The sequence below is a fragment of the Saccharopolyspora sp. NPDC045839 genome (genome assembly GCF_056431645.1).
Genome location: NZ_JBWKKH010000006.1, coordinates 70231 through 85132, shown reverse-complemented (window position 1 = coordinate 85132; position 14902 = coordinate 70231). Strand labels below are relative to the sequence as shown.

General features: G+C 71.1%; 10 protein-coding genes. 1 reads left to right on the top strand and 9 read right to left on the bottom strand.

Annotated elements, in window-relative coordinates; translation table 11 throughout:
• Window positions 1–31 precede the first annotated feature (31 nt).
• Window positions 32–445, top strand: coding sequence for a MerR family transcriptional regulator (locus AC07EQ_RS10805; RefSeq protein ID WP_478387800.1), 414 nt, complete (start codon window positions 32–34; stop codon window positions 443–445).
• Between the two features lie 222 nt (window positions 446–667).
• On the opposite strand, the gene AC07EQ_RS10800 is transcribed toward AC07EQ_RS10805, so the two are convergent.
• From AC07EQ_RS10800 to sucC, 9 genes are all read right to left on the bottom strand, one after another.
• Window positions 668–3973 carry an error-prone DNA polymerase gene (locus tag AC07EQ_RS10800; RefSeq protein WP_478387799.1) on the bottom strand — a complete coding sequence of 1102 codons (3306 nt, stop codon included), beginning with the start codon at window positions 3971–3973 and terminating at the stop codon, window positions 668–670.
• A 75-nt stretch (window positions 3974–4048) separates the two neighbouring features.
• Complete coding sequence (locus AC07EQ_RS10795) at window positions 4049–5719, bottom strand: DNA polymerase Y family protein (protein ID WP_478387798.1); 1671 nt, start codon at window positions 5717–5719, stop codon at window positions 4049–4051.
• The gene (locus AC07EQ_RS10790; protein ID WP_478387797.1) at window positions 5716–6429 is read right to left on the bottom strand and encodes a hypothetical protein; all 714 of its coding nucleotides are present in this window, start codon (window positions 6427–6429) and stop codon (window positions 5716–5718) included. Before AC07EQ_RS10790 ends, AC07EQ_RS10795 begins: the two co-directional genes overlap by 4 nt.
• A 566-nt stretch (window positions 6430–6995) precedes the next feature.
• Entirely contained in the window at window positions 6996–8561 is a 1566-nt protein-coding gene (purH, locus tag AC07EQ_RS10785) for a bifunctional phosphoribosylaminoimidazolecarboxamide formyltransferase/IMP cyclohydrolase (protein ID WP_478387796.1), read from the bottom strand.
• Window positions 8558–9139 carry a phosphoribosylglycinamide formyltransferase gene (gene purN, locus AC07EQ_RS10780; RefSeq protein WP_478387795.1) on the bottom strand — a complete coding sequence of 194 codons (582 nt, stop codon included), beginning with the start codon at window positions 9137–9139 and terminating at the stop codon, window positions 8558–8560. The genes purH and purN overlap by 4 nt, the downstream gene beginning before the upstream one ends.
• A 190-nt stretch (window positions 9140–9329) precedes the next feature.
• Window positions 9330–10883, bottom strand: a complete 1554-nt coding sequence (locus AC07EQ_RS10775; protein WP_478387794.1) for a cell division protein PerM — start codon at window positions 10881–10883, stop codon at window positions 9330–9332.
• 213 nt (window positions 10884–11096) lie between these two features.
• A complete protein-coding gene (locus AC07EQ_RS10770; protein WP_478387793.1) occupies window positions 11097–12071 on the bottom strand; it encodes a DUF5336 domain-containing protein in 975 nt (324 codons plus the stop codon).
• Between the two features lie 221 nt (window positions 12072–12292).
• Window positions 12293–13177: a succinate--CoA ligase subunit alpha gene (gene sucD, locus AC07EQ_RS10765; protein ID WP_478387792.1), complete on the bottom strand. Its 885-nt coding sequence runs from the start codon at window positions 13175–13177 to the stop codon at window positions 12293–12295.
• A gap of 4 nt (window positions 13178–13181) precedes the next feature.
• Window positions 13182–14348: an ADP-forming succinate--CoA ligase subunit beta gene (gene sucC, locus AC07EQ_RS10760; protein WP_478387791.1), complete on the bottom strand. Its 1167-nt coding sequence runs from the start codon at window positions 14346–14348 to the stop codon at window positions 13182–13184.
• Window positions 14349–14902: the final 554 nt, after the last annotated feature.

Below are 14902 nucleotides of genomic sequence, written 5' to 3'. Positions count from 1 at the left end.
GTGAGAGTCAACTGGACATGGTGGTCGTCACATGCGGATGGGAGAGTTCTCCCGACGAACCGGGGTCAGCCAGCGGTTGTTGCGCTACTACGAGGAACAAGGGCTGATCAGGCCATCGCGACTGCCGAGTGGATACCGCGAGTACGCGGAAGAGGACGTCGCCACGGTGCGAGGCATCCGCATGCTGCTCGCCGCGGGCCTCAACACCGCGACCATTGCCGAATTGCTGCCGTGCATGGTCAACGACGGCCAAACCCTGGCGCCGGCCTGTTCCGGCATGCTGCCCGATCTGAACCGGGAACGTGAGCGCATCGACGAAGCCGTGGCCAGCCTCCTGGCCGCCCGCGACGCACTGGACACCATCATCGACGTCACGGTGTCGACGGGCGTCGACGATCTGGAGGCCTGCGACGCGGTCGGTGCCGCGAAGTTCAACGTCTCGTGACGCTTCCTTCCGCAGGACGCGGCGAACGGCGGGGCCGAACGGGCCCGGGCACGGCATGCCGGCACGCACGTCGTACCCGGGCTCTTGGCGTTTCCAGCGTCCGCCGTCAGATGGGGGAACAACACTCTGGGAGGGAGAAGTGTCCTTCCGCTGCCGGTCGGGCATGGTCGACGCCCCGGTTCGGTGGCCGCAGTCACCAGCGAGATGCGAGGCTCGCCGCAGCTAGTGGAAGTCACGCGAGGTCGAGGGGATGCGCACTTCCAGTTTCTGCAGCCGGTCAGCTCTCAAATTGATCACTCCTTCCGCTCGTTCGACGATTCCGCGTACCAGCAACGCGGCGCTGGTACGCCCGACTTTCCGGTAGCGCGCCCACAAACCCGGTGAACACATGACGTTGACCATGCCGGTCTCGTCCTCCAGGTTCAGGAACGTGATACCGCCCGCCGTGGCCGGTCGCTGCCGGTGAGTCACCGCGCCACCCACCAGCACCCGGGAACCGTGCTCCACTTCGGACAGTCGCTCTGCCGGGATCGCGCCCAGCTCGTCCAATCTGGCTCGGACGAACTGCAGCGGGAAGCTGTCCGGCGACACCCCGGTGGCCCACACGTCCGCGGCGGCCATCTCCACGCCGTCCATCCCCGGCAGCGCCGGGGCGGCGGCCGACGCGGTGGTGCCCGGCAACCGATCCGGCCGATCACCGGCAGCGGCGGCGGCGTTCCACAACGCCTCCCGCCGGGATAGGTCGAAGCAGCCGAACGCGCCCGCCGTCGCCAGTGCCTCCATCTGCGCGGCAGTCAGCTGCGTTCGGCGCGCCACATCCGCCATGTCGACGTACGGGCCGTTCTCCGCGCGCTCCATGGCTAATCGCTCTGCGGCGCTCTCGCCGAGCTTGCGCACGGAAGCCAACCCCAGGCGCACCGCTCGCTTGCCCTCGCTGCCGGCATCCGGCTCCAAATCGGCCTGGGCGCGACTCGCGTTGACATCAGGCCCGCGCACCCGCACCCCATGCCGGCGGGCGTCGGCGACCAGCGACTGCGGCGAGTAGAAGCCCATCGGCTGGGCCTTGAGCAGCGCGGCGCAGAACACCGCCGGGTAGTAGTGCTTGAACCACGCGCTGGCGAACACCAGCAGCGCGAAGCTCAGGGCATGGCTCTCCGGGAAGCCGTAGTTCGCGAAGGCCAGCATCCGCTGGTAGATCCGCTCCGCCAGTTCCCCGGAAATGCCCTTGTCCGCCATCCCCTCGAACAACCGCCCCCGGAGCCGCTCCATCCGCTCCTCGGAACGCTTGGCCCCCATCGCCCGCCGCAGCTGGTCCGCCTCGGCCGCGGAGAAGCCCGCGACGTCGACCGCCAACTGCATCAACTGCTCCTGGAACAGCGGGACGCCGAGGGTCTTCTTCAAGGCGCCGGCCATCGACGGGTGCTCGAAGTCCCAGTCCTCCAAGCCGTTCCGGCGCCGGATGTACGGGTGCACCGAACCGCCCTGGATCGGGCCCGGCCGGATCAGCGCCACCTCCACCACGAGGTCGTAGAACTCCCGCGGCTTCAGCCTCGGCAACGTGGCCAGCTGCGCGCGGCTCTCCACCTGGAACACCCCGACCGCGTCGGCCCGCTGCAGCATCTCGTACACCGCGTGGTCGTTCAGGTCGAGCTCGCCGAGGTCGACCTCGACCCCGTGGTGTTCGAGGGTCATGTCGATCGCGTAGTGCAGCGCCGAGAGCATGCCGAGCCCCAGCAGGTCGAACTTGACGAGGCCGACCTCCGCGCAGTCGTCCTTGTCCCACTGCAGGACCGTGCGGCCGGGCATCCTCGCCCACTCCACCGGGCAGACCTCGCCGACCGGCCGGTGGCAGATCACCATTCCGCCGGAGTGGATGCCCAGGTGCCGGGGGAAGCCCAGCAGCTCACCGGCCAGTTCCCGCACCGGCTCGGGTATCTCGGAGTCCTCCGGCAGCGGCCCCCAGTGCTCGATCTCCTTGCTCCAGGCGTCCTGCTGCCCGGGCGAGTAGCCGAGGGCCCGCGCGACGTCCCGCACCGCCGAGCGCGGTCGGTAGCTGATCACGTTCGCGACCTGCGCGGCGTGCATCCGGCCGTACTTGCGGTAGACGTACTGGATCACCTCCTCGCGGCGATCCGACTCGATGTCCAGGTCGATGTCGGGCGGCCCGTCCCGCTCCGGGGCCAGGAAGCGCTCGAAGAGCAGCTGGTAGCGGACCGGGTCGGCATTGGTGATCCGCAGCGCGAAGCACACCGCCGAGTTCGCCGCCGACCCCCTCCCCTGGCACAGGATCCGCTGCTCCCGGCAGAACTCGACGATGTCGGACACCACCAGGAAGTAGCCGGGGAACTCCAGCTGCTCGATCAGCGCCAGCTCGTGCTCGATCTGCCGGTAGGCCGCGGGATCGTCCTGCGGCAGGCCGTACCGGTCGAGCGCGCCCCGGAGGACGAGTTCGCGCAGCCAGCTCGCCTCGGTACGCCCCATCGGCACGTCGAACGGCGGCAGCTTCGGGGCCACCAGCTTCAGATCGAAGGCGAACTCCCGGCCCAGCTCGGCGGCCCGCTGCACGGCCCCCGGGTAGCGGGCGAACAGCTCGGCCATCTCCGCGCCGGAACGCAGGTAGTTGCCCGCCCAGCCGGGCAGCCAGCCATCCATGTCGTCCAGGCTGCGGCGGGCCCGGATCGCCGCAGCCACCGCGGCCAACCGAGCGCGGTCCGGCCGGGCGAGGTGCGCACCGGTTGCGGCCACTGTGGACACTCCGGCTCGATCGGCGAGCCCGGCCAGTGCGTCGTTGCGCGCCGAGTCGGCGGGCAGCCCGTGGTCGGCCAGCTCCACCGTCACGTGGTCCTGCCCGAACAGCGCGATCAGCCGGTCCAACTCGGCGGCGGCCGCCGCCGGGCCGTTTTCGGCCAGCGCCGCCGGGACCGCACCCTTGCGGCACCCGGTGAGCACCTGCCAGTGCCCCGCCGCCGCTCCCGCGAGCTTCTCCAGGTCGTACACCGGACGGCCCTTCTCCTTGCCCTCCAAGTGCGCCTCGCTGATCGCCCTGCACAAGCTTGCGTAGCCGGCCGGATCGCGGGCCAGCACCAGCAGGTGGCGGCCTTCGGGGTCAGGAATCCCGTTCTGCGGCACCGAAAGCCCCAGGCTCAGCTCGGCGCCGAACACGGTGCGCACCCCGTGCTCGGCCGCGGCCTCCGCGAAGCGGACCACTCCGTACAGCCCGTCGTGGTCGGTCAGCGCGATCGCCTCCAGCCCGAGCCGAGCCGCCTCCGCCGCCAGCTCCTCGGGATGGCTCGCACCGTCGAGGAAGCTGAAGTTGGAGTGCGCGTGCAGCTCCGCATAGGGCACCGCGGCAACGGCGGCAACGGCGTCGGCCTCGTACCTGGCGCGCCGCCGGGTCCACGCCGGGCTGTCGTTCCCGTCGCCGGGATGCCGCTCGTCACGCGGGCCGGACCCGTCGGCCGGAGGCAGTCGGCCGGAGAGCGCTTTCTCCAGGTCCGACCAGGTCTGTGGAGGGTTGAACCAACTCATGAAATCCAGTGAACTCCTGTTCGATTCATCGCTGCCACCAAATAAGCCGCACTCCACTCGAACGAGAGTTCGTCGCTATCGATAGGCGCCCTGCACCCACCACCGCCCCTCTTCGTGCACCAGGAGCAGCGCCACCTCGCCCACCTCGGCATCGCCGTCCCCGGCCGGATCCGCTTCCGGTTCGAGCACGACCTGGACCCGCACCACATCCCGCGCCGGCACCTGCGCCGCCGGTGCCGTCTGGCCGGCTCCGCCCGCCAGCAGCTCCGCCCACCAGCGCTCGGCCACCGGCCACGGCCCGGCCCAGCCGGACACCGCCCGCGACCGCCCACCTGACACCTCCACGCGGCACGGCGCAGCGGTGAGCCGATGCCGACCAGTGACGCCCACCGGATGACCCTCGTCGTCGAACACCGCCGCGGGCCACGGCGAATCCGGCACCACCGAGGGCGACGGCGACGGGATGCGCCCCGGCCACGGCCGGTCGGCGGGCAGCGCGGGACGACGCTCGTCGCCCCACGGCACGAACCGCACCTGATCGCGCAGGTCCCGGCCGCCGCCGAGCACCCCGGTCAGGACCGCCTCCGGCCCGAGCAAGCCCTGCACCCGCGCGAACGCGCGCCCGGCGCGGGCATCCGCCTCCCCGGTCGCGGCGTTGAGCAAGTCGAGCTGCAGGCCACCCGCCCCGACCACTTCTTCCGGCCGCAGGCTCAGCACGCTCACCCCGGCCGTCGGGCGCTGCCGACCGCTGCGACCGTGCAGCCAGCCGTCGAGCTGCCAGCGCACCCGATCCGCAGTGGCCGCCGGAGTCAACGGCTCCGCGCAGCGCCAGACCCGGTGCAGCTCCTCGCCGTGCTCGGTGCGGGCTGAAATCCCCAGCCGGGTGCAGGCCAGCCCGAGTTCGCCCAGCCTGGCGTGCAGTTGGTCCGCCAGGACCTTGGCCGCGAACGCGGCCTCGTCCATCCGCTCCACCGGCGGGTCGAGCTCCTCGAGCACCACCAGGTCCGGCGGCGGCTGCCGCCGCAGGACCGGCCGCTCTTCTCGGCCGCCGGCCGCGCGGTGCACCAGCAACGCGGCCTGGCCGAACCGGGTGGACACGTCCGATGAGGACAGCGACGCGAACTCGCCCAGCGTGCGAATCCCCAGCCTCCGCAACAGATCCACCAGCTCCGCCTGATCTGCGGTGCGCTGCCCGGGCAGCCGGTCGGTGAGCTGATCGATCTCCTCGATCAGCAGCGGAGCGAGGAACTCCCGGCTTCGGCCCGGGGCCACGAGTTCGTTGCGCCGGGCCGCCAGGACCGCCGCGAACAGCCCGTCCGCGATGCCGATCCGGCACTCGACGCCGACCTGCGCGTCCAGCTGGTCCAGCACGCGCTCGGCGACGGCCTCCTCCGAACCGAAGTACCGGGCCGGCCCCCGCGCCGGGACCGCCACCAGGCCCGGACGCACGACCTCCACGCCCGGCATCAACTCCTCGACCGTCGCCACCACCGGCTCGAACAACCGCGCGTCCCGGGCCGGATCGTGTTCGCACACAACAAGTTCCGGGCACCGGCCCTGCGCTTCGCGGCGGCGCATCCCCCGACGCACCCCGCCGCCGCGGGCCGTTTCGGAACAGGCCACCACCCGGTTCGCCGCGAACACCGCGGCGGGCACCAGCGGGCCGAGCTCGGCCGCACGGGAGGCGGCGACCACCGGCCAGTCCGGACACCAGATGACGAGTCGACGAGGCGGCACCGCGCTCACCCCGCCACCGGGCGCAACTGCGGCCGAGCACTCTCGCCCGGCTCGTCCGCGGGTACCCCGATCGCTCCGTCTCGCGCCGGGAGCAGCAGTCGGCACGAGCGCGGCCTGGATGCCGCTCCGCGCCCTCCCGATCGCACCGTGACGGCACGTTCCCGCAGGTAGCCATGACCCTGTCCAAGTCCTCGCCAGTCGGCACCGACGCAGCGCAGCTGCACCTCGGCACCCGTCCACGGGCCGAACGGCAGCAGCACCGAGCCGCGATTGCGCGCCCGAGCCGACAGCCGCCGGGCATCCGAGTCGGCCACCTGCCGGGTACCACCCACCGCCACCAGGTCGACCCCGTCCAGCAGCGCGGCGATCACGCCCACCGGGTCTCCGCCCGGCCGCGGCACCACCGCGAGCCTGGCGAGCTCCACACCGGCTTCGGCCGCCGCCACCAAGCTGATTCCGGGCAGCCCCACCACCGCCGCCCACGATCCGTTCGCCGTCGCCTCGGACAGCAGCGCGAACAGCAGTGAGACCGATCCGTGCACCGCCACCGTGCTGCCACGGCGCAAACCTGGCCATGGCAGCACGGCGGCGAGCTCCGTCCGCGTGGGCAGCACCCGGCCCGCTCCCGGAATGCCGCCGGCCTCGACGGCCTGCGCGCCCACGAACACCCCGTCAGCCGTGGACGCGCCCAGCGCCGTCAAGGACGCCATCGCGGACATCGCCGCCTCCCCACATCGTGACCGCATGGATGCCCGACCCCGGCGCGGGCACCCATTCAGCCGCTGCGGGGAAGGCAGCGGTGGAACCGGCACTGCGCCTGCACCCGAACACGGCGCCGGTTCCATCGGAGTAGCCGACCCCGACATCGGCCACTTCCGTTATCTCGAACCTCAGTTCGAACAAGTCAAGTAAACCCTGCGCAGCGACCCGCGTCAAGGGCCTCGACCGGATCAGGTGAACATTTGTTCGATCATCTGATCTTGGCGGAAATGTCCGCTACAACTTGACCTATGACCGCGTTTCCAGCTCGCGGGGAAGCCGCCGTCCGAGCAGTTCCGGCGGCCGACCGAGCAGGCGGACCAGCCCGCGGCGAGCCCGCGAACGGCGAACGACATCGCCCGTAGCCACCGGCCTTGCGCCGACGGCTGCGGCACGCTGCCCGAGGAGGCAAGGAACCATGCGCACGGACGAAACGCGCACCGATCACCGCCCGGCCGGGGCGACCGGCGAAACGAAAACGGTGCGGCCGACCGAAGTCGACCGCACCGTCCACAGTGCACCGGATTCAGTGCGCGAAGTGGCGCGTCCCGGTGAAGTACAGCGGCACGCCGGCGGCCTCGGCCGCCGCGATGGTCTCCGCGTCCCGGACCGAGCCGCCGGGCTGCACGATCGCGCGGACCCCGGCGTCCAGCAGCACCTGCGGGCCGTCCGCGAACGGGAAGAACGCGTCCGAGGCGGCCACCGAGCCCTTCGCCCGGTCGCCCGCCCGCGACACCGCGAGGCGCGCCGAGTCGACCCGGTTCACCTGGCCCATGCCGACGCCGACGGTCGCCCCGTCGTCCGCCAGCAGGATCGCGTTGGACTTCACCGCGCGGCAGGCGCGCCACGCGAACTTCAGGTCCGCCAGGGTCGCCTCGTCCACCGGCGAGCCGGCCGCCAGCGTCCAGTTCGCCGGGTCGTCGCCCTCGGCGTCGATCGCGTCGGAGCCCTGCACCAGCATGCCGCCGGAGATCGCCCGCATCTCGATCCGGCCGCTCTTGGGCGGCTGCGCCGTCAGGATCCGGATGTTCTTCTTCTTGCTCAGCACGTCCACGGCGCCGTCGGCGTAGCCCGGCGCCACGATCACCTCGGTGAAGATCCCGGCGACCTGCTCGGCCATCGCCACCGACACCTCGCGGTTCGTCGCGATGACGCCGCCGTACGCGCTCACCGAGTCGCACTCGTGCGCCTTGCGGTGCGCCGCGGCGATGTCGTCGGCCACCGCGATGCCGCACGGGTTGGCGTGCTTGATGATCGCCACGCACGGCTCGCTGTGGTCGTGCGCAGCGCGCCAGGCCGAGTCGGCGTCGACGTAGTTGTTGTACGACATCTCCTTGCCGTGCAGCTGAGCCGCGGCCGCGAGGCCGGTCGCTTCGCCGCCGGAGACGTACAGCGCGGCGGGCTGGTGCGGGTTCTCGCCGTAGCGCAGTGCGGAGCGCCGCTCCCAGGTCTCCCCGATCCAGCCGGGGAACACCGAGTCGTCCCCGGTCGGCACCTTGCTCATCCAGGACGCCACGGCGACGTCGTACGACGCGGTGTGCCGGAACGCGGCCGCAGCCAGCTCGACCCGGTCGGCCAGCGCGAAGCCGCCCTCGCGGACCTGCTCCAGCACCCACTCGTAGCGGCTCGGGTCGACCACGACGGCGACGTTCGCGTGGTTCTTGGCGGACGCCCGCACCATCGCCGGCCCGCCGATGTCGATCTGCTCGATCACCTCGTCCGGCGCGGCGCCCGAGGCCACCGTCTGCACGAACGGGTACAGGTTCACGATCAGCAGGTCGAACGGCGCGATGTCCAGGTCGCGCAGCTGGTCCGCGTGCTCCTGGCGGCGCAGGTCGGCGAGCAGCCCGGCGTGCACCCGCGGGTGCAGGGTCTTGACCCGGCCGTCGAGCGCCTCCGGAAAACCGGTGAGCTCCTCGACCGGGGTGACGGGTACGCCCGCGGCGGCGATCGTGCGGGCCGTGCCGCCGGTGGACACGATCTCCACGCCGGCGGCGTGCAGCCCGGTGGCCAGCTCCAGCAGGCCCGACTTGTCGGACACGCCGATCAGCGCGCGGCGAACTGCTCGCCGCTCCTGCGAGTTCGTGGTCACGGGATACTCACCTTCCGTCCCTGCACGGTCCAGCCGTGCAGTGCCAGCTGTTCCAGGGTGTCGACCAGCAGCCGCCGCTCGACGGCCTTGATCCGCTCGTGGAGGCTCGCCTCGTCGTCGTCGGGCCGCACCTCGACGGCCTCCTGCGCGAGGATCGGCCCGGTGTCCACGCCGGCATCCACCACGAACAGCGTGCAGCCGGTGACCCGGACTCCATACTCCAGCGCATCCCGCACCCCGTGCATGCCGGGGAACGACGGGAGCAGCGCGGGGTGGCTGTTGAGGTACCGGCCGGCGAAGCGGGCCAGGAAATCGGCGCCGACGAGCTTCATGAATCCGGCGGAGACCACCAGGTCCGGTTCGTGCTCGGCGCAGGCCTCGGTCAGCGCGCGGTCCCACTCGGCGCGGTCGGCGTGGTCCTTGACCCGGCACACGAAGGTCGGCACCCCGGCGCGCTCGGCGCGGGCCAGTCCCTCGATGCCGTCGCGATCGGCTCCCACCGCGACAACCTGCACCGGGAAGTCCGGCGAACTGGTCGCGTCGAGCAGCGCTTGCAGCAGGGTTCCGGATCCGGACACCAGCACGACGACCCGTGCGGGGCCGGCGGTGGCGAACCGGGTTGACTTCGAGTGCTCGGCGGCGCTCGGCTGGTCGGGCGTACTCGGATTCAGCGTTCGCTCCTGACATGCCTCGGCACGATCTCCCGAAGCAGCGTAAGCGCTGATTGCGGCGCCGACGTCGCCAGGGCCCGGGCGAGTGGCGCAGCCCTCACCTCCGGTCGTCCCCGGTGAGGTCGCCGTCGAATTCGGTGGGGTCGATCTCGGCGGGCTTGCTCCGGGACGGTTCGGACTCCGCGGCCTCGCGGGCGTGCGGAATCTCCGGTGCCAGGTCGTCCAGTTCCAGGGCATCCGCGTCGATTGCCTCCGCCTCGGGCGCGTTGTCGTCCGCCGGGGCGTCAGCTCGATCGCCGTCGACATCGGTGGTGTCGTCGGCGCCGGTTTCGGTGTCGTCGGCGGCGCCCGAAGCGGAGGCATCAGACGGATCGCCGGTTGCGTCGTCCTTCGGGGTCGTCTCGTCCGCGGAGTCGGCGTCGGTGCCCGCTGTGGTCGAGCCCGTGGCCTCCTCGGCATCCGCCTGGTCCGCGCCGAACTCGTCGTCGAGGTCCGGCCCAGCCAGCCACGTGACGGCGGCGGCAGGGATGGCGACCCAGCACAACGTCGCCGCGGCCAGTGCGACCGGCTGCAGCGTCACCTGGCCGAACGGGCCATTGCCCAGATCGCCCCCGGCAACGTGCGCGAGCAGCAGCGTTCCCATCGCCGCGACCGCTGCCGCCACACCGACCGCGAGCAGCCTGCGCGCCAGGGATCCGGGCACCCGGCGCGCGGCGGTCCCGACGAGGAGGCCGACGACCAGAGGCAACCCCAGCACGATCGCCCACCAGGCAGCCGAATCGTGCGTCGGCAGGACGGCGAGCAGCGGCAGGTCCGGCACCGGACCGGGCGCGACGTGCAGCGGCTGAACCTCGAACCGACCGATCGACAGGCCCGTTCCGGCGGCGAAGGACCAGCCCGCCACGACTGCATTAGGGAGGTAGAGCAGCGACAACAGCGTGGCGCCGATCGCGTCGCCGGCCGTGCTCCCGAGCCGAGAGAGGGCGGCGACCATCTCCGGAGCCGACAGGCAGATCCCGGCCAGCAGCACCACGCCACCGGCAGCGACGAGCGCGGCCAGCGCCAGCAGGCCGAGGCGCAGGCCCGACCAGACCTCGGCCTCGACCCGTTCCCAAACCAGGTAGATCAACCCGCACCGGTTCGCCACGCCTGCCGCAGAGGCGATCGTGGCTACCAGTCCGCAGCTCAGGAACGCATCCACCGGGACCGCATTCACCGGACCGTCCAGCACCACAGCGATGGCAGTACCGACGAAGGCGTGCACCAGCCCCATCGCCGTGATCAACGGCCACGCTTGATCCGGACGGCGCAGTCGGGACCGCCGTGCGACCCAGGCGGATGCCGCGGCGATCAGCAGCATCACCAGCGCGGTGGGCAGCAGCGGCAGGATGCTCAGCGGCGCGTCCGTGATCTTCAGCGCGGTCTGGTGCAGCGCGAGCCACCCGGGCAGGGCCCCCACCAGGGCCACGACCGGATCGAACTGCGCGCTGCCCGCGGTCGCCATCACCAGCGCTATCAGCCCTGCGGCGACCAGATAACCGGCGAGCAGGACGGCGCCGACGGCCACGGCGAGCAACCACCAGCGGATCCCGTGCCGGCGTTCGCGGGGACCGTCGGCGATGGCGTGGGGGATCGAGTCGAGCACTGACACGCAGCTGAATGTCGCATCGAAGTTACGCCGAACGGGTCACAACACGCCGTCACTTCCGCCCATCGTGCGACAACGTTCGTCCACATTGGACAATCCGGTGGCGGCGAGTCACCATCCGATTCCGTGGTATCCCCTGCAAACACCGCGCGGGCGGCCTCGCCACCAGCATGAAACGGTGACAAGGCCGCCCGCGCGACGAGCAGATCGAACTGATCAGAAGCTGGGCGGATTGGCGCCGGGGTGCGGCATCTGCTGCGTGCCCTGCGGACCGGCGCCCTGGCTCGGCTGCGCCGGCTGGCCGGACGGGTTCGACGTCGGCGCGGACTGGCCGGACTGCGGCGGCTGGCTCGACTGGCCGGACGGGCTCGACTGGCCGGACGGGCTCGACTGCGGCCCGGGGCTCGACTGAGGCGCGGACGGGCTCGACTGCGTCGGCTGACCCGACGGACCGGGCTGGCCTGGCTGGTTCTGGGACTGGAAGCCGCCGGAGGCGGGCTCCCAGCTGCCGGGCTGCTGGGACTGCGGGCCGGCCGGCGGGCTCCAGCCGCCACCCGGCTGACCGAACTGGCCGGGCTGGTTCCAAGCCGGCGCACCGGGACCACCAGGGCCACCGGGCCCGCTGGGACCACCGGGACCGCCGGGCCCACCCGGACCGCTGGGACCACCGGGACCGCCGGGCCCACCCGGACCGCCGGGGCCACCGGGACCGGCCGGGCCGCCGGGCTTGCCCGACTGGAACGGGGCGGACTGGCCGAAGGGTGGCTTCGGGGGCTGCGCGGGCTTCGACGGCGCGTTGACGATGCCGCCCTCCATCAGCAGGATGCCGACCACGGCACCCAGCTGGACGATGGACAGCAGCAGAAGCACCACGACGATCCCGCCGGAGCCACCGCCGACCAAGTCCTGGAGCAGGCTGAGGGTCGCGTAGGCGGACAGCGGCGCGGCCGCGAACAGCGCGTTCGGCGTCTTCGGCACGAACCGCAGACCCGCCAGCGCGGCGGAGACGATCAGGGAGAACCCGACGAGGCTGCCGATCGCCACGCCGGCGACGCCGTCGAAGAAACCGATCAGGTAGCCGATCAGACCGGCGCCTGCCGCCACCAAGGCCAGGATCTCGTTGAGACCGAGCGAAACGCCGGGGCGTCCCGGGGCGGCCGGCGGCGGCGACTGGGGGAAGGGCGCGGACATGGCTGGACGGACTCCTCGCTTCAACACTCGGGGGCGGAGCTTGCTGACGGTATCGAATCAACCGGCTTCGGTGTACCGGAAGACCGCCGAACCGGGACTTGCCTGCGGGCTCCGGCGAAGCGCTCGCGATTCCGTCGGCCCCGCACAAAAGCATGCAGACAGCCACCGGGGCCGGACGCCCGAAGGCGTCCGGCCCCGAAAAGGACGTGTCGAGATCGGGCTCAGCCCTTGACGATCTCGCGCATCAGCTTGGCGGTCTCGCTCGGCGTCTTGCCGACCTTGACCCCAGCGGCCTCCAGGGCCTCCTTCTTCGCCGCGGCGGTGCCGGACGAACCGGAGACAATGGCGCCCGCGTGGCCCATGGTCTTGCCCTCCGGCGCGGTGAAACCGGCCACGTAGCCCACCACCGGCTTGGTGATGTTGGCCTTGATGTAGTCGGCCGCCCGCTCCTCGGCGTCCCCACCGATCTCGCCGATCATGACGATCGCCTCGGTCTCCGGGTCGTCCTCGAAGGCCTGCAGCGCGTCGATGTGGGTGGTGCCGATGATCGGGTCACCACCGATGCCGACGGCGCTGGAGAAACCGATGTCCCGCAGCTCGTACATCATCTGGTAGGTCAGCGTGCCCGACTTGGACACCAGACCGATCTTGCCCGGGCCGGTGATGTCGGCCGGGATGATGCCGGCGTTGGACTTGCCGGGCGAGATGATGCCCGGGCAGTTCGGCCCGATGATCCGGGTCTTGTTGCCCGTGGCGTTGACGTGCGCCCAGAAGTAGGCCGAGTCGTGCACCGGGATGCCCTCGGTGATGACCACGGCCAGGTCGATCTCGGCGTCGATGGCCTCGATCACGGCGTCCTTGGCGAACTTCGGCGGCACGAAGACGACCGACACGTCGGCGCCGGTCTCCTTCATGGCCTCCTTGACGGTGCCGAAGACCGTGAACTGCTTGCCCTCGATCTCGACGGTCTGCCCGGCCTTGCGGGCGTTCACACCGCCGACGATGTTGGTGCCGGAGCGCAGCATCCGAGCGGTGTGCTTGGTGCCTTCAGAGCCGGTGATGCCCTGAACGATGACCTTGCTGTTCTCATTGAGGAAGATAGCCATGGCCTCATGCCCCCGCAGCCAGCTCGGCGGCCTTGTCGGCCGCACCGTCCATGGTGTCCACCATCGTCACGACCGGGTGGTTGGCCTCGGCCAGGATGCGGCGACCCTCTTCGACGTTGTTTCCGTCGAGCCGGACGACCAGCGGCTTGGTTGCCTCGTCGCCCAGGATCTTCAGCGCCTGCACGATGCCGTTGGCAACCGCGTCGCAGGCGGTGATTCCGCCGAAGACGTTGACGAACACCGACTTCACGGCCGGGTCACCGAGGATGACGTCCAGGCCGGCGGCCATGACCTCGGCGGAGGCGCCGCCGCCGATGTCCAGGAAGTTCGCCGGCTTCACACCGCTGTGCTTCTCGCCGGCGTAGGCGACCACGTCCAGGGTGGACATGACCAGCCCGGCACCGTTACCGATGATGCCGACCTCGCCGTCCAGCTTGACGTAGTTGAGGCCCCTCTCCTTGGCCTTGGCCTCGAGCGGGTTCTCCGCTTCCTTGTCCACCAGCTCGGCCTGCTTGGCCTGGCGGAACGCGGCGTTCTCGTCGAGGGTGACCTTGCCGTCCAGCGCGATGATCTTGCCCTGCGGGTCCTTGACCAGCGGGTTGACCTCGACCAGCGTGGCGTCTTCGGCGACGAAGGTCTCCCACAGCTGGACGATCACGTCGGCGACCTGGTCGGCGACCTCGGCCGGGAACTTGGCGGCGGTGACGATCTCCCGCGCCTTGTCCTGGTCGACGCCCTCGATCGGGTCGATCGCGATCTTCGCCAGCGCCTCGGGCTTGGTCGCCGCGACCTCTTCGATCTCCATACCGCCCTCGACGGAGGCCATCGCGAGGAAGTTGCGGTTGGCACGGTCGAGGAGGAACGAGAAGTAGTACTCGTCGGCGATGTCGGAGGCGGTGGTGACCAGCACCTTGCGGGTGATGTGGCCCTTGATGTCCAGACCGAGGATCGCCCCGGCCTTGGTCTCGGCCTCATCCGGGTTCTCGGCCAGCTTGACGCCACCGGCCTTACCGCGGCCCCCGGTCTTGACCTGGGCCTTGATCACAACGGGCCCGCCCAGTTCTGCGGCGGCTGCCTTGGCCCCTTGCGGATCGGTTGCCACGGCGCCGGGCAGCGTCGGCACTCCGTGGGAGGCGAAGAGCTCCTTCGCCTGGTACTCGTACAGGTCCACTCGACTCTCCTGCGACGTCGGTGTCGGACTCGGTGACGATATCGACCTGCGAGGACGCATGGGGCGGCGCACCCGGTGAACTGCCTCACCTGAGGTTGGGCATTAGGCCTGGTCGAACCGTCCAGCACGGGGATTGGCCTGCTCCGCAGGCTCGATATCGACGTTCGTGGTGACGAACGGAACAGCGCACCGTGACGGTGTGCCAGGCATTGTCGGCCGCGCCGCGCGCGCTGGCAAGGCGGCAGATCGAGTGATCCGCCCGCGGTGAACGGCCCAGCACCGACCTCTCTGCGGCCTCGGCGTTTCCCCTGATCACACGAACCGTGCGGATTCCGCACAGCGGTGCGCACGACGGATGGACTGGTCGGCGCGGCGCGAACGGCCTGTTCGCGCCGATAGACGAGGTGAACAGGCCGTTCGCCTCATCCACCCAACGCCTCCGCGCACTGCAGATATGGGCCGCCCGCCTGCTCCAGTGGATGGCACGAACGGGACGTTCACTCGAGCCGCTCGACGCGGGTCACAGCTCCGGCGACCGCCTCCGGGGCCCATAC

Coding starts and splice junctions, on each gene's coding strand:
- sucD (WP_478387792.1), bottom strand. CDS start 13,177: ATGGCTATCTTCCTCAATGAGAACAGCAAGGTCATCGTTCAGGGCATC.
- AC07EQ_RS10770 (WP_478387793.1), bottom strand. CDS start 12,071: ATGTCCGCGCCCTTCCCCCAGTCGCCGCCGCCGGCCGCCCCGGGACGC.
- AC07EQ_RS10790 (WP_478387797.1), bottom strand. CDS start 6,429: ATGTCCGCGATGGCGTCCTTGACGGCGCTGGGCGCGTCCACGGCTGAC.
- AC07EQ_RS10800 (WP_478387799.1), bottom strand. CDS start 3,973: ATGAGTTGGTTCAACCCTCCACAGACCTGGTCGGACCTGGAGAAAGCG.
- AC07EQ_RS10805 (WP_478387800.1), top strand. CDS start 32: ATGCGGATGGGAGAGTTCTCCCGACGAACCGGGGTCAGCCAGCGGTTG.